Here is a 14,668-nt window from a genome sequence, read left to right as displayed (position 1 = left end):
CGACCGGAACCGATTGGGAACTCCCGTGACGCTCGTCAAGGACTCACCGCCCGCCACCCGGAAGGCCCGCTCCGCCGCCCCCGCCGCCGAAACGCGGCGGGGCCGCCGGGAGAACCTCGCCGGCTACCTCTTCATGTCCCCGTGGATCGCGGGCTTCCTGCTGCTGACCGCGGGCCCCATGATCGCCTCGCTCTACTTCGCGTTCACCGACTACAACCTCTTCAACAGCCCCAAGTGGGTCGGTCTCGACAACTTCACCAAGATGTTCGACGACCCCCGCTGGCAGAGGTCGGTGCAGGTGACGGCCAAGTACGTGGTCATCGGCACCCCGCTGAAACTGCTGCTCGCGCTCGGCGTCGCGCTGCTGCTCGCCCAGAGCCGGCGCGGACAGGCCTTCTACCGGGCCGCGTTCTACGCCCCCTCGCTGATCGGCGCGAGCGTGTCCGTCGCCTTCGTGTGGCGGTCGATCTTCTCCGACGACGCCGTGGTGGACCGCGCCCTGTCCGCCGTCGGCATCCACGCCGGGGGCTGGGTCGGCAACCCCGACTGGATTCTCTACTGCCTGGTGGCGCTCACCGTCTGGCAGTTCGGCGCGCCCATGGTCATCTTCCTGGCCGGCCTCAAGCAGGTGCCGAAGGAGCTGTACGAGGCCGCGGAACTGGACGGCGCCGGAGCCTTCCGCAAGTTCTGGAACATCACCCTGCCGATGATTTCCCCGGTCCTCTTCTTCAACGTGCTGCTGGAGACCATCCACTCCTTCCAGATCTTCGGCTCGGCCTACGTCGTCTCCAACACCTCCTGCGGCCCGGCCGACGCCACGCTCGTCTACACCTGCTACCTGTACCAGCAGGGCTTCAAGAACGCGCAGATGGGCTTCGCCTCCGCGATGGCCTGGATGCTGCTGCTCGCCGTGGCCCTGGTGACCGCCGTCCTGTTCTGGTCGCAGAAGAAGTGGGTGCACTACCAGGAGGACGCCCGATGAGTTCCCCCAATCTCTCGGCTTCGCTCGAGCCGGGGGCACCCCCATCCACCACCACCAAACCCCTGCCGCTGAGCCGCAAGCGGACCGGCTCGCTCGCCTGGCACATCGGCTCACTGCTGATCCTGGCGGTCGTCCTCTATCCCGTGGTGTGGGTGATCGGCGCCTCGTTCAAGCCGAGCAAGGACATCGTCAACAGCCTGCAGCTGTTCCCGGCCCACCCGGTCCTGGAGAACTTCAAGGGCCTCGCAAACGGCATCGCCGACATCTCCATCTGGACCTTCTTCCAGAACTCCCTGCTGTACGCGGGCGGCTCCGTCGTCGGCATCCTGATCTCCTGCTCGCTGACGGCCTACGCCTTCGCCAAGATCCGGTTCGCCGGACGCAACCTGCTGTTCTCGCTGATGATCGGCACGCTGCTGCTGCCGTACCACGTACTGCTCATCCCGCAGTACGTGATGTTCCAGAAGATGGAGCTCATCAACACCTACGTGCCGCTGCTGCTGGGCAAGTACCTCGCCGCGGAGGCGTTCTTCGTCTTCCTGATGGTGCAGTTCATGCGCAATCTGCCGAAGGAACTGGACGAGGCCGCCCGGATCGACGGCTGCGGGCACCTGCGCACCTACTGGTCGATCGTGCTGCCGCTGTGCCGGCCCGCGCTCATCACCAGCGCGATCTTCACCTTCATCAACGCCTGGAACGACTTCATGGGCCCGCTGATCTACCTCAACGAGCCCGGCAAGTACACCGTCTCCCTCGGCATGATGATGTTCCGCGACTCCGACGGCGTCGCCGCCAACTACGGCGGCCTGATCGCGATGTCGCTGGTCGCGCTGTTGCCCGTGCTGCTGTTCTTCCTCGCCTTCCAGCGGTACCTGATCGACGGCATGGCGACCTCCGGACTGAAGGGCTGAGGCGGTCACCATGGCCCAGGCACGTGTGAAGGCGCGCAAGGAGTCCGTCCTCGCCGACCGGTTCGCCCTCTTCGCCGAGTGTCTGCTCACCGGGGTGTGGATCGCGGTCGCCTCGCTCGGCGTCGTCACCTACCCGGCCGCCTTCGCCGCCGGCGCCCGGCACCTTCGCCGGCGGACGGCTCACCAGGGCGGCGGCGTAAGGGAGTTCGCCGCCGACTTCGGCGCCGCCGTGCGCGGCGGGTGGATCGTGGGGGCCGCCGGGTGGGCAGCGGCCGGCGTGGCCTGGACCGACGTCCAGGCCGTGCGGGCCGGGCTGCCCGGCGGGCCGCTCGCCGGGGCCGTCGGCCTGTTCGCGGTGCTCGGCGCCGTCGTCGCCGGGCTGCGCGCGGCGGCGGTCTGGGAGCCCGGCGCCGCTTGGCGGTCCCTGCTGGCGGGAGCCGGGCGCCGTACGGTCCTCGACCCGGCCGGGTCCTTCCTGCTGGTCGGCGGGCTGGTGCTGGTGGTGCTGTCCGGCTGGTTCGTCGCGCCGCTGGCCGTCCCCGTCCTGGGCGCCGTCGCGGCGGCGGCCGTCGCCGTGGAGGAGCGCTGCCGCCGGCGCTGAACGGCGGCCCCTCCTACCGGGTCGGCGCCCACGGCGCCGCGCCTCACCCTGTCATGCCCCTGACCACCTCGTGCGTGGAACCCCCGCCCAGCACGAAGCCCTCCGCACCGCACGAGCGCCCCGCCTCGCACGAGCCCCCGCCCCGCAACAGGCCTCTCGCCCCGCGATGAGACCCCCGCCCCGCAACGAGCCTCACGCACTGCACGAAGCCACCCGCACGGAAAGGAAAGGCCATGTCCTCGATCCCCCGCAGGTCCCTTCTCAAGGCGGCCGCGGTCGCCGGAGCCGTCGCCCAGTTCAGCTGGGCCCTGGGCGCCAAGGACGCGCAGGCCGCGCCGACAGCCGCGGCCGCCGACGCCGAGCCCGTGACCCTGGACTGGCTGGAGGACGGCGGACTGGGCGCCGCGCCCGGCTCCACCGTCGGCGTCCCCTGGCCGAAGGGCGTCCACCAGGCCGACCAGACCTTCGCGCTGGCCGACGCCGACGGCAAGGCCGTGCCCGTGCAGACCTGGCCCCTCGCCTACTGGCCCGACGGTTCGCTCAAGTGGACCGCCCACGCCGTCAGTTCCGGCTCCGGCAAGCTCACCCTGACCACCGGCGCCCCCGCCGCCCCCGCCGAGAAGGTCACCGTCGACAGCGGCGGCGGCACGATCGACGTCTCGACCGGCGTCATCACGGCGAAGATCGGCAAGTCCGGCGCCACGCTGGTGAAGTCCGTGACCCGCGGTTCCACCGAGATCGCCAGGAACGGCCGGCTCGTGCTGCTGCGCCAGCCGGAGATCGAGGACGGCGACCAGGGCACGGTGAAGTACGAGCGCTTCGAGAGCGCCATCGACGAGGTCACCGTCGAGCAGGACGGACCGGTCCGCGCCGTGGTCCGCATCGACGGCAAGCACCGTAAGGGAAGCCGCAGTTGGCTGCCGTTCTCCATCCGGCTGTACTTCTACGCCGGCGCCGAATCCTTCCGCATGGTGCACACGATCACCTACGACGGCACCCAGGAGCCCGGCAAGGCGAGCGGCGACTTCATCCGCGGCCTCGGCGTCCGCTTCACCGTGCCGATGCGCGACGCGGCCTACGACCGGCACGTCCGCATCGGCGGCGAGGGCACCGGCCTGCTGCGCGAGGCCGTCAAGGGCATCACCGGCCTGCGCCGGGACCCCGGTGCGGCCGTGCAGGCCGCGCAGTACGCGGGCCAAAAGCTGCCCGACCCGTCCACCTGGGACCAGCGCGTCACCACCCGGTTGCAGTACATCCCCGAGTGGGGCGACTACACGCTCTCCCAGCTCTCCGCCGACGGCTTCACCGTCCGCAAGCGGACCAAGAAGGGCCACGGCTGGATCGGCGCCGGCGGCGGCGGGCGCGCCTCCGGTTTCGGCTACGTCGGCGGCGCGAGCGGCGGACTCTCCTTCGGGCTGCGGGACTTCTGGGAGAAGTTCCCCGCCCAGCTCGACATCCGCGACGCCCACACCGACGAGGCCGAGGTCACCCTCTGGCTCTGGTCGCCCGAAGCGCAGCCCATGGACCTGCGCTTCTACCACGACGGCATGGGCCAGGACACCTACGCCGAACAGCTCGAGGGCCTGAACATCACCTACGAGGACTACGAGCCGGGCTTCGGCACCCCCTACGGCATCGCCCGCACCTCCGAACTCCTTTTCTGGGCCAACGAGTCGACCCCGAGCGCGGAGACCCTGGCCGAACAGGTGCAGGCGGTGCGGACGTTGCCGCAACTCGCCGCGGAGCCGAGGCAGATGGTCAAGGCGAAGGTGTTCGGCCCGGGCCTGTTCGCCGAACCCGACCGCTCCACCCCGGCCAAGGCGAAGATCGAGGACCACCTCGACTTCCTCTTCACCTACTACAAGGACCAGGTGGAGATGCGCCGTTGGTACGGCTTCTGGGACTACGGCGACATCATGCACACCTACGACACCGTCCGGCACGTGTGGCGGTACGACATCGGCGGCTACGCCTGGGACAACTCCGAACTCTCGCCCGACCTCTGGCTCTGGTACGCCTACCTCAGAAGCGGCCGCGCCGACATCTTCCGCTTCGCCGAGGCCATGACCCGGCACACCGGCGAGGTCGACGTCTACCACCTCGGCAAGTGGGCGGGCCTCGGCACCCGGCACGGCGTCCAGCACTACGCCGACAGCGCCAAGCAGCAGCGCATCGCCAACACCACCTACCGGCGCTTCTACTACTTCCTCACCGCCGACGAACGCGTCGGCGACCTCATGCACGCCAACGTCGACTCCGACGAGACCTTCCTCGTCCTCGACCCGCTGCGCAAGGTGCGCACCGACCCCTACACGCCCGACCGGCACGCCCTGTCGATCGGCTTCGGCACCGACTGGAGCGGCCTGGTGTCGGCCTGGCTGACCGAGTGGGAACGCAAGGGCCCCAAGTGGGAGAAGGCCAAGGCGCGCGTGCTGTCGACGATGAAGGGCATCGCCGCCCAGCCCAACGGCTTCGTCCAGGGCAGCGGCCTGTACGACCTGGACACCGGCGAGTTCGCCGTCGCCGACAAGCCCGTGGTGTCGGTGTCCCACCTCTCGGCCGTCTTCGGCCTCAACGAGCTGTGCGCCGAGCTGATCTACCTCGTCGACATGCCGCAGTTCAAGGACGCCTACCTGGACTACTGCCGCTACTTCAACGCCACCAAGGCCGAGCAGGCCGCCCGCTACGGCTCCAACTTCGGCACGCTGCTGCTGTTCCAGGGCCACTCGCGCCTCGACGCCTACGCCGCCGTGCAGACCGGCGACGACGCCCTCGCCAAGCGCGCGTGGAGCAAGTTCTTCGCCTCCGACGGCTACACCGAGTCCTCGCCGTGGAAGACCGAGCGGCTCAGCGGCCCGGCCACCCTGGTCGCGGGGAGCGAGGCGAGCTGGGTGGCCACCAACGACACCGCGCTCTACGGCCTCGCCGCCATCGAGAACCTGGCCCTGCTCGGCGACAAGATGCCGTAGTAGCGACCCGGTGCCTGCCCGCTGCCGGACCGGGCCGGCACCGGGCAGGGACCGGACAGCCCCTAATCCATCCGCCCCAGCACATCCCGCACCCGCCGGACGTCCCGGAGGCGGCTCTCGTACGTCGCGCCGAGCGCGAGCAGCAGCAGGCCGGCGAGGGCGGGCGGCACCCAGCGGGGCAGCGCGTCCGTCACCTGCACCACGTAGGGCGCGAGTTCGTGCAGCGCGTCCAGCACCAGCACCGAGCCGCCGAGCAGCAGCGGCGCCTGGAGCCGGTGCCGGGCGCCGGCCAGAGTGACCAGCAGCGCGCCCGTGCCCAGCAGCAGCGGACGGGTGACGTGCGGGTCGGCCCACGCGGCGGCGAGCGACGGCAGCAGCGTGGCGGCGAGACCCGGGCCGTACGCCGTCCAGGACGAGGTCCGCGGATCGCGCTGCCTGCGCAGGACGCCGACGACCAGCGCCGGGACGGTGACCGGGAGCGTGTACGCCTCGGGCGCCGTGACGTCCCAGGCCGCCAGACGGACCCAGCCGGCCAGGACGAACAGCACGGCGGCCGCGTAGCCCGCGTGACGCCGCTCGGGGCGGAGCGCCGTGCCCGCCGTGATCACTCCGCACAGGGCCAGCACCAGGGCGAGCATCGGGGCGTCGCCGGCCGCGAGCCCGATCGCGAGCAGCCCGGTCGCCGCTCCCGCCACCTCGATCGGCACGGTCGCCCACGAACCGCCCAGCCCCGCGGCGAACAGCGCCGCCGCCACCGGGACCGCCAGCACCAGCAGGGCCGTGTGCTGCGGCTGCCACCCGGCGGCGGCACCCACCGCGCAGGTGACCGCGGCTGCGAAGGCGAGCGCGGCCGGTGCCGCGACGGGGGCGAGCCGGGACCGGCAGGCGGCCGCCGCGAACAGCGCCGCCAGCAGGGACAGGACGGTCAGGGTCGGGGTCCGGGAGGCCAGGGACAGGAAGGCCACACCGAGCGAGGTGACGAGCGCGAGAACGGTCGCGGTGCGTCGCGCGGAGGTGAGCTCGGCCGCCGCCAGGGCTCCCGCCGCGACCAGCCCCTGCAGCAACAGCCCGGCCGGGTACGGCACCTGGAGCACGGCCGGGAGGACGAGGGCCGTCGCCCACGCCGGCGTCAGGGCGCCGGCCAGGGCGCGTGGCCGCCAGGTCGCGTCACGGACCACCGACACCGCCACCGCTGCGACGACCGCCAGGACCACCGGCGCCGCCACCGCGTGCGGCGGCCAGGGCAGGTCGGCCGTGACGGCGGCGCGGGCGTCCGACGGCGCGCCGGACCACACCCGTCCCGCCCAGGAGACGGGCCCCAGCAGCGCCACCGCCACCACCGGCAGGGCCCACAGCAGCGCCAGGCCCTGCACGCCGGCCGAGGCCACCGCGAGGCCGCGCCGCACCGGTTCGGGCAGCGGCGCCCGCACGGCTGCCAGCAGGGCGACCCCGAAGGCCAGATGGGCGGGCACCGTCCAGTCGTCCGGCAGTGCCGGCCGCAGCGTCCCGCCGAGGGCCGCGACCAGCAGCAGGCCGCCCAGCAGGGCGTTCCCCGTGGCGAGGAGCGGCTTCACGGGCCGCAGGGCGGAGCCGAGGGCGATCGCCGCCGCGAGGACCAGGAGCGCCGCCGCACGCGTGGCGGCGCCCGGACCGGTCGCGCTCCAGGACAGCCAGAGGGCCCCCGTCACACCCCAGCCGCCCACGCCGTACGCGCCGCAGACGGCGGTCAGCCGCACGGCCCGGCCGGTCGCCCGCAGCGCCAGGGCGGTGTCGAACCCGGCCGTCACCAGCAGGGCGGCCGTGACGCCGTACGGGCCCGCCGTGGCCGCGACCGCCCACAGCGGAAGCGTGACCTGCGCCGCGACCAGCGCGGCCGGACCCGGCAGACGCAGCCCGGCGGTGCCCGGCAGCAGCCCGTACGCCGCCCACAGCACGGCCAGCACCCCCGAGGCGGCTGCCGCGTACCCGGTGCCGTCGGTGCCGGTGAGCGCCGCCTCGTGCAGCGCGTACGCGTCCAGCACCGTCAGCGCCAGCGCCAGACCCGTCACCGACTCGGCCGTCGACCGCAGCCCCCGCTTCACCAGCGGCGCGGGCGCCGCCAGCGCGGCCAGCGTCACCGCGCCGAGCACGGCGGCCCGCCCGACGATGCCCAGATGCCCCCAGCTGACCAGCGTGAACGCCATCGCGGCGATGACCAGCAGCACGCCGCCCAGCAGGAGCAGCACGTTCTGCACCCGCGGCGCGCCGGCCTCGGACCGGGACCGGGGCTGCGGAGCGGGCTCAGCCGGTGATACCGGCCGCAGGGCGGCGACCAGCCAGGCGCGACGGGCCAGCAACTGCGCCCGCCGGGCGTCCAGTTGCCACAGCTCGGCGTCGAGCAGCCTCAGTTCCTCCGCCGGAGGTGGAAGGTGCGTCATGCTCTGGAGTGTGGTCCGGGCCACGGCCCGGGGCATGAGCGTGAGTACTCAGGGACGTACTCAGACCAGGCGCAGGACGCGCCCGCGTGGGCACACTGCCCCCATGGACTGGACGCGCTACCGCTTCCGCAGCTTCTGGCGCCTGCCCGCCCCGCCCGCCACCGTGTACCGGGTGCTGGAGCGGGCCGAGGACTATCCGCGCTGGTGGCCCCAGATCCGCGAGGTCACCAGGATCGACGAGACCAGCGGCGTCCTGCGCGTCAGATCGGTCCTGCCCTACGACCTGACGTTCACCGCCCGCGCGGCCCGCCGCGACCCCGAGGCGGGGGTGCTGGAGATCTCCATGACCGGCGACCTGGACGGCTGGGCGCGCTGGACGCTCCGCGCGGACGCGGCCGGCACCCTCGCCCGCTACGACCAGCTCGTCGTGGTGAACAAGCCGCTGCTCAGGCGGTTCGCCGTAGCGGGGCGGCCGCTGTTCCGGGCCAACCACCGGCTGATGATGCGGGACGGGCGGCGGGGGCTGGCGGCCTACCTGGAAGCGGTTTGAAGGAACCCGGCGGGGGCCTGTATTGTTCAGTGCGTTCCCGGGCGATTAGCTCAGTGGGAGAGCGCTTCGTTCACACCGAAGAGGTCACTGGTTCGAACCCAGTATCGCCCACCGGGAAAGGCCGGTCCGCCAAGGCGGACCGGCCTTCTTGTTCCCCGCGCGGCCTCGCCGGGCGCCTACGCGGCCGCCGCCGGCAGCTCCGGGCGCAGCGGCCAGTCGGTGCTCACCGCTTCCGGGGTGCCGCTGCGCGCGAACCACGCCTGCAACCCGCGCGCCTGCGCCGCGTGCCACGTCACCTGAAGGGTGTGCAGCTCGGCGGGGGACAGGCGCTCCAGCCGGGCCGCGAAACGCCGCCCCACCGCCCGCACCACCTCCAGTGCCGCCAGGGCGTCCGCCGCCGGGTCGTGCGCGCCCTCCAACGTGACGTCGTAGTGCGCGCACAGGTCGGTCAGGGTGCGGCGGCCCTTGCGGTAGCGGTCGAGGTGCTTGTCGAGCACCCGCGGGTCCAGGACGCACAGCCGTGACGGCTCCAGCCACCGGCCGAGGGACGAGGCGCGGTGCCGGCGCAGCTCGCGGTCCAGCAGCGTCAGGTCGAACGGCGCGTTCATGACGACCAACGGGCGTCCTTTGGAGGTTTGTTCGGCCAGTTCCTCGGCTATCTCGTACACCACCGGCGCCGGCCAGCGGCCGTTCGCCTGCAGGTGCCGCTCGGTCAGCCCGTGCACCGCGGTGGCCGACTCGGGCACCGGCACCCCCGGGTTCACCAGCCAGCGCCGCACGCGGGGCCGCGCGCCCGGGGCGTCCTGGACCACGACGGCAGCCGACACGATCCGGTCGGTCTCGACGTCCACGCCCGTGGTCTCCGTGTCGAAGGCGGCCAGCGCCCCCTCGTACCAGTACGTCATGACTGCTCAACTCCTCGCTCCGCGGCACCGCTGACGTTCCGTCTTCTGCCGTTTCGGTGATACCCGGGCTGTTTGCGCAGTACGCCGGGAGGACACAACAGGAGTACCGGTCTTTGCAGTTCAGAGGCCTGAAGCGGGGAAACCCCCGGCACGGAAGGCTGTTGGTCATGGCGACAGCGCAGCCCGAGCGGGGCGGGCTGCTGCCCGGCCACGCGGGCCCTCATCGCGGCACCCTCGCCACCACCGCCTGCATGGAGACACTGCAGGTCGGCTATCTGCACGCGGTCGCGGCGGCCGCGGGCTGCTCGCTGTCCCAGCCGTTCCCCGACAACGGCATCGACTGGCACGTCAGCCACAGCGCGCCCGGGCACACCGTCGACGACGAGGTGACCATCAAGGTCCAGCTGAAGTGCACGTACCAGATCCCGCCGAACCCCCCGGGCCGCTTCTTCTCCTTCTCGCTCGCCAACGACCATCTGCGCAAACTCGCGCGCACCCCGGTCTCGGTGCACAAGATCCTGGTCGTCATGCTGGTCCCCAGAGCCCGGGAGGACTGGCTGCGGGCCGGCCACGACCGCCTCGACCTCAGGCACTGCTGCTACTGGGTCAACCTCGCCGGCCACCCCGTCACCGGCCGCACCCGGACCACCGTGCGGATACCGACCTCACGCATCTTCGACGACCGTGCGCTGTGCGAGATCATGACGCGGGTCGGGACGGGAGGCAGACCGTGACGCACCGTCCGGCCGAGGGGCCGCTCAGCTTCGTGCGACCGCATCCCGCGGAGGCGGCATGGCCCCGGCCCCCGGAACCCGGCCTGGTCGACCCCGCCGTGCTCGGCGCCCTGCTGCGCCGGCACGGCTGGCAGCGGCGCGGCGGAGCCGCCGGACGGTACGGCCGCTGGACCTCACCCGGTCCCGGTGGCGGCACCAGCCTGCTGGTGCCGGTGAGCCGCGCCTTCCCCGACAGCGACGACCTGCTCGCCGAGGCGCTCCTCGCGCTGACCCGCAGCGCCGCGCCGTCCGCCCGTGAGGTGCTGCTCGCGCTGGCCGTGCCCAGCGACGAGGTCCGCTGGTGGCGCGACGTGCCGGCCGGGCCCGCCGGCGCCGCCCACTGGACCGCCGAGGAACAACTCCGCGCCGCCGCCCGCCGGACACTGCTCGCCGGCGCCCTCGCCGCACGCGCGCGTACCGGCTACCACGGCGCCCGGCACCGCCGCTCCGCCGCCGCCCTGCTGGAGCACGTGCTGGTCGGTCCCGCGGCGGGCGGAGACCGGCTGACCGCCTTCCTGCCCGTCCACGCCGGGCGTCCGCTCGCCGTGCGCCTGAGCCAGGCCCTGCACGCGGCCCGCGAGGCCGTCGACCACCGGCGGGCCACCGGCTCCATGGACGCCTTCGACGGCGCCGTGCGGGCCGGCGTCAGCCGTGAGCTCACCGAGGCGCTGATCGTCCTGGTGCGGGGCACCCAGGGCGCCCGGATCGCCGTCGAATGGGCGCCCGCCGCCGGGGCCCCGGAGGACGGCGCGCCCGACGCCGGACCGGTCGAGTTCTCCCCGGGCGACCTGCCCGTGCTGCGTGAGGCCGGCGCCCGGTATCTGCGCCGGGAGCCGGCCGAACCCGTGCGGATCACCGGCGCGGTGGTCCGGATGCGCAGGCCGGGGCCGCGCGGCGAGGGCAGCGTGCGGCTGCGCGTGCTCGCGGGCGCCGAGGTCGCGCACGTCCGGCTGACCCTGCGGGAGGACGACTACCGCACCGCCGGGCAGGCGCATCTCGACGGGGTGCCGGTGCGGGTGGCGGGGCGACTGGAGAGCAGGGGCGGCTTCCGGCGGCTGACCGGCGCCCACGGGGTCGTTCCGGTGCAGGTGGACGAGGCGGAGCGGGACCGGCTGATGAAGGCGGTGCACGAGGGAACGGACCCGGTCGCCGAGGCCGGCGGGAAGGAAGGATTTCGCTAAGGAGGGGGCCGGGTCGGTACGATCCGGTAGTGCGCGCGCTCCTGGTATGGCGCCGCAACCACCTTCAGGCAGGAGAGACCGGTGTCAGACGTCCGTGTGATCATCCAACGCGATTCCGAGCGGGAAGAGCGCGTGGTGACGACGGGCACCACGGCCGCCGAGATCTTCGCGGGCGAGCGGTCGGTCATCGCCGTACGCGTGGGCGGCGAGCTCAAGGACCTGTCGTACGTGCCCGCGGACGGCGAGACCGTGGAGGGCGTCGAGATCTCCTCCGAGGACGGTCTGAACATCCTGCGCCACTCCACCGCGCACGTCATGGCGCAGGCCGTGCAGGAGCTGTTCCCCGAGGCCAAGCTGGGCATCGGCCCGCCCGTCAAGGACGGCTTCTACTACGACTTCGACGTCGAACGGCCCTTCACGCCCGAGGACCTCAAGGCCGTCGAGAAGAAGATGCAGGAGATCCAGAAGCGCGGGCAGAAGTTCGCCCGCCGGGTCGTCACCGACGAGGCCGCCCGCGAGGAGCTCGCGGACGAGCCGTACAAGCTGGAGCTGATCGGCCTCAAGGGCTCGGCCTCCTCCGACGACGGCGCGGACGTCGAGGTCGGCGCGGGTGAGCTGACGATCTACGACAACCTGGACGCCAAGACCGGCGAGCTGTGCTGGAAGGACCTCTGCCGCGGCCCCCACCTGCCCTCCACCCGCCTGATCCCGGCGTTCAAACTGATGCGCAACGCGGCCGCCTACTGGCGCGGCAGCGAGAAGAACCCGATGCTCCAGCGCATCTACGGCACCGCCTGGCCGTCCAAGGACGAGCTGAAGCAGTACCTGGACTTCCTCGTCGAGGCCGAGAAGCGCGACCACCGCAAGCTGGGCAACGAGCTCGACCTGTTCTCCATCCCGGAGCAGATCGGCTCCGGCCTCGCCGTCTTCCACCCCAAGGGCGGCATCGTCCGCCGCGTGATGGAGGACTACTCGCGCCGCCGCCACGAGGAGGAGGGCTACGAGTTCGTCTACACCCCGCACGCGACGAAGGGGAAGCTCTTCGAGACCTCGGGCCACCTGGACTGGTACGCCGACGGCATGTACCCGCCCATGCAGCTCGACGAGGGCGTGGACTACTACCTCAAGCCCATGAACTGCCCGATGCACAACCTGATCTTCGACGCGCGCGGCCGCTCCTACCGCGAACTGCCGCTGCGCCTCTTCGAGTTCGGGACCGTGTACCGGTACGAGAAGTCGGGCGTGGTGCACGGCCTGACCCGGGCCCGCGGCTTCACCCAGGACGACGCGCACATCTACTGCACCCGCGAGCAGATGGCGGACGAGCTCGACAAGACGCTCACCTTCGTGCTGAACCTGCTGCGCGACTACGGCCTGACCGACTTCTACCTGGAGCTGTCCACCAAGGACCCGGAGAAGTTCGTCGGCTCCGACGAGGTGTGGGAGGAGGCCACCGAGACCCTCCGCCAGGTCGCCGAGAAGCAGGGCCTGCCGCTGGTCCCCGACCCGGGCGGCGCCGCCTTCTACGGTCCGAAGATCTCCGTCCAGGCCAAGGACGCCATCGGCCGCACCTGGCAGATGTCGACCGTCCAGCTCGACTTCAACCTGCCGGAGCGCTTCGACCTGGAGTACACGGCCGCCGACGGCAGCAAGCAGCGCCCGGTCATGATCCACCGCGCGCTGTTCGGTTCGATCGAGCGTTTCTTCGCCGTCCTGCTCGAGCACTACGCGGGCGCTTTCCCGGCCTGGCTGGCCCCGGTGCAGGCGATCGGCATCCCGATCGGCGACGCGCACGTGGAGTACCTGCAGAAGTTCGCCGCCGCGGCGAAGAAGCGGGGCCTGCGCGTCGAGGTGGACTCCTCCTCCGACCGCATGCAGAAGAAGATCCGCAACGCCCAGAAGCAGAAGGTGCCCTTCATGGTCATCGCGGGCGACGAGGACATGTCCAACGGTTCGGTGTCCTTCCGCTACCGCGACGGCTCCCAGGAGAACGGCATCCCGTTCGACGAGGCCATCGCGAAGATCGAGAAGATCGTCCAGGAGCGGGCCCAGGTCTGATCCGCATGCGGGAGGTCCCCGGGGAGTCAGCTCCCCGGGGGCCTTTCCTCGCCCTCGCGGGCGAAGACGTGCAGCAGCCAGGACGCGAAGGTGCCGGTCACGGCGCCGAGCAGGGCCACACCGATCAGCATGATCCCGACCGCGATCACCCGCCCCAGCGGTGTGACCGGCGCGATGTCGCCGTAGCCGACCGTCGCGAGGGTGGAGCACGTCCACCAGACGGCGTCGCCGAAGGTGCGCATGGTCGCGTGCGGCGCACCGCGCTCCTGCTGGTAGACGGCGAGGGCGCCGCCGAAGCCGAGCAGCGTGACGGAGATCCCCGCGTAGGCCATGACGCGCGCGTGCAGGGCGAGCCGCGGCCGCCCGCCCCGCTGCTGCACGCCCTCGTACAGCCTGACGACCCGCACCGGACGCAGCAGCGGCAGCACCAGCACCACGGTGTCCAGCCAGTGCGTCCGCAGGAAGCGCGGCCCCTGCCCGCTCAGCCGCCAGCGCACCGCGTAGTCGACGGCGAACAGCGCCCAGGAACCCAGCGTGAGCGCCAGGCACAGGTCCAGCCAGACGGCGGGCAGGCCGTTGTCCAGGACACGGACCGCGTACGAGGCGATGAACACCAGTGACGCCACGGCGAGCGGCACCCCGGTGCGCCTCTCCCAGCGGGCCGTGCGGCTGTCGTCGTCCACCGGCCCAGCTTGGCCCGCGGCCGGCTCCGGCAGCCCCCGGCGACACGCTCCGATCGGGCGACGCCATATGCTGCACTGCATGACGAGTGAGCCCGAGCAGCAGTGGGGAGTGGGCACCCAGGACGCCTTCCAGCGCCTGTGGACGCCTCATCGGATGGCCTACATCCAGGGTGAGAACAAGCCGACCGGCCCGGGTGCCGGCGACGGCTGTCCCTTCTGCTCGATCCCGGCCAAGTCCGACGAGGACGGCCTGATCGTCAAGCGCGGCGAGCAGGTCTACGCGGTGCTGAACCTGTACCCGTACAACGGTGGCCACCTGATGGTCGTCCCCTACCGTCACGTCGCCGACTACACCGACCTCACCGACCCGGAGACGGTCGAGCTCGCCGCCCTGACCAAGCAGGCGATGACGGCGCTGCGCACCGCCTCCGGCGCCCACGGCTTCAACATCGGCATGAACCAGGGCTCGGTCGCCGGGGCCGGCATCGCGGCCCACCTCCACCAGCACATCGTGCCCCGCTGGGGCGGGGACACGAACTTCATGCCCGTGGTCGGCCACACCAGGGTGCTGCCGCAGCTGCTGGCCGACACGCGGAAGATGCTGGCGGACGCCTGGCCCGCCCGGGCCGCCTGACGGA

12 protein-coding genes and 1 tRNA gene are annotated in these 14,668 nt (G+C 72.2%); 10 read left to right on the top strand and 3 right to left on the bottom strand.

Annotation, left to right across the window (positions count from 1 at the left end; all coding sequences use genetic code 11):
* The first annotated feature begins 25 nt into the window (after positions 1-25).
* From ACZ5GT_RS12255 to ACZ5GT_RS12240, 4 genes are all read left to right on the top strand, one after another.
* Positions 26-982, top strand: a complete 957-nt coding sequence (locus ACZ5GT_RS12255; protein ID WP_469019865.1) for a carbohydrate ABC transporter permease — start codon at positions 26-28, stop codon at positions 980-982.
* Positions 979-1,893, top strand: a complete 915-nt coding sequence (locus ACZ5GT_RS12250; RefSeq protein ID WP_469019858.1) for a carbohydrate ABC transporter permease — start codon at positions 979-981, stop codon at positions 1,891-1,893. Before ACZ5GT_RS12255 ends, ACZ5GT_RS12250 begins: the two co-directional genes overlap by 4 nt.
* Positions 1,894-1,903: 10 nt before the next feature.
* The gene (locus tag ACZ5GT_RS12245) at positions 1,904-2,494 is read left to right on the top strand and encodes a hypothetical protein (RefSeq protein ID WP_469019854.1); all 591 of its coding nucleotides are present in this window, start codon (positions 1,904-1,906) and stop codon (positions 2,492-2,494) included.
* A gap of 233 nt (positions 2,495-2,727) precedes the next feature.
* On the top strand, positions 2,728-5,463 hold the full coding sequence (locus ACZ5GT_RS12240) for an exo-rhamnogalacturonan lyase family protein (RefSeq protein WP_469019848.1): 2,736 nt from the start codon (positions 2,728-2,730) through the stop codon (positions 5,461-5,463).
* A 62-nt stretch (positions 5,464-5,525) separates the two neighbouring features.
* Here ACZ5GT_RS12240 and ACZ5GT_RS12235 read toward each other — a convergent pair whose 3' ends face one another.
* A complete protein-coding gene (locus ACZ5GT_RS12235) occupies positions 5,526-7,916 on the bottom strand; it encodes an SCO7613 C-terminal domain-containing membrane protein (RefSeq protein ID WP_469019844.1) in 2,391 nt (796 codons plus the stop codon).
* 67 nt (positions 7,917-7,983) lie between these two features.
* On the opposite strand from ACZ5GT_RS12235, the gene ACZ5GT_RS12230 reads away from it, so the two are divergent.
* Positions 7,984-8,430 carry an SRPBCC family protein gene (locus ACZ5GT_RS12230; protein WP_469019839.1) on the top strand — a complete coding sequence of 149 codons (447 nt, stop codon included), beginning with the start codon at positions 7,984-7,986 and terminating at the stop codon, positions 8,428-8,430.
* Between the two features lie 39 nt (positions 8,431-8,469).
* Positions 8,470-8,541 (top strand) — tRNA-Val (locus tag ACZ5GT_RS12225).
* Between the two features lie 65 nt (positions 8,542-8,606).
* Here the strand turns inward: ACZ5GT_RS12225 and ACZ5GT_RS12220 are convergent.
* Positions 8,607-9,335 carry an exonuclease domain-containing protein gene (locus tag ACZ5GT_RS12220; RefSeq protein WP_469019831.1) on the bottom strand — a complete coding sequence of 243 codons (729 nt, stop codon included), beginning with the start codon at positions 9,333-9,335 and terminating at the stop codon, positions 8,607-8,609.
* Positions 9,336-9,502: 167 nt separating this feature from the next.
* On the opposite strand from ACZ5GT_RS12220, the gene ACZ5GT_RS12215 reads away from it, so the two are divergent.
* The 3 genes from ACZ5GT_RS12215 to thrS all read left to right on the top strand — a co-directional run bounded on the left by ACZ5GT_RS12215 (position 9,503) and on the right by thrS (position 13,347).
* Positions 9,503-10,069 (top strand): DUF4365 domain-containing protein, encoded by a 567-nt coding sequence (locus ACZ5GT_RS12215; RefSeq protein ID WP_469019824.1) that lies wholly within the window; start codon positions 9,503-9,505, stop codon positions 10,067-10,069.
* Positions 10,066-11,289, top strand: coding sequence for a hypothetical protein (locus ACZ5GT_RS12210; protein WP_469019817.1), 1,224 nt, complete (start codon positions 10,066-10,068; stop codon positions 11,287-11,289). Before ACZ5GT_RS12215 ends, ACZ5GT_RS12210 begins: the two co-directional genes overlap by 4 nt.
* 81 nt (positions 11,290-11,370) lie before the next feature.
* A complete protein-coding gene (gene thrS / locus ACZ5GT_RS12205) occupies positions 11,371-13,347 on the top strand; it encodes a threonine--tRNA ligase (protein ID WP_469019814.1) in 1,977 nt (658 codons plus the stop codon).
* A gap of 26 nt (positions 13,348-13,373) precedes the next feature.
* Here the strand turns inward: thrS and ACZ5GT_RS12200 are convergent, their stop codons facing one another.
* Entirely contained in the window at positions 13,374-14,030 is a 657-nt protein-coding gene (locus ACZ5GT_RS12200; protein ID WP_469019809.1) for a potassium channel family protein, read from the bottom strand.
* A 67-nt stretch (positions 14,031-14,097) separates the two neighbouring features.
* Here ACZ5GT_RS12200 and ACZ5GT_RS12195 point away from each other — a divergent pair, with 67 nt between their 5' ends.
* Positions 14,098-14,664, top strand: coding sequence for an HIT family protein (locus ACZ5GT_RS12195; RefSeq protein ID WP_469019804.1), 567 nt, complete (start codon positions 14,098-14,100; stop codon positions 14,662-14,664).
* Positions 14,665-14,668 lie beyond the last annotated feature (4 nt).

This window comes from Streptomyces sp. NPDC031340, assembly GCF_055569945.1.
This window is presented reverse-complemented; position numbering and strand designations above follow the sequence as displayed.

Excerpts from the sequence above, each read along its gene's own strand:
- ACZ5GT_RS12240 (WP_469019848.1), top strand. The coding sequence starts at position 2,728 with ATGTCCTCGATCCCCCGCAGGTCCCTTCTCAAGGCGGCCGCGGTCGCC.
- ACZ5GT_RS12220 (WP_469019831.1), bottom strand. The coding sequence starts at position 9,335 with ATGACGTACTGGTACGAGGGGGCGCTGGCCGCCTTCGACACGGAGACC.
- ACZ5GT_RS12235 (WP_469019844.1), bottom strand. The coding sequence starts at position 7,916 with ATGCCCCGGGCCGTGGCCCGGACCACACTCCAGAGCATGACGCACCTT.
- ACZ5GT_RS12245 (WP_469019854.1), top strand. The coding sequence starts at position 1,904 with ATGGCCCAGGCACGTGTGAAGGCGCGCAAGGAGTCCGTCCTCGCCGAC.
- ACZ5GT_RS12230 (WP_469019839.1), top strand. The coding sequence starts at position 7,984 with ATGGACTGGACGCGCTACCGCTTCCGCAGCTTCTGGCGCCTGCCCGCC.
- ACZ5GT_RS12215 (WP_469019824.1), top strand. The coding sequence starts at position 9,503 with ATGGCGACAGCGCAGCCCGAGCGGGGCGGGCTGCTGCCCGGCCACGCG.
- ACZ5GT_RS12195 (WP_469019804.1), top strand. The coding sequence starts at position 14,098 with ATGCTGCACTGCATGACGAGTGAGCCCGAGCAGCAGTGGGGAGTGGGC.
- ACZ5GT_RS12250 (WP_469019858.1), top strand. The coding sequence starts at position 979 with ATGAGTTCCCCCAATCTCTCGGCTTCGCTCGAGCCGGGGGCACCCCCA.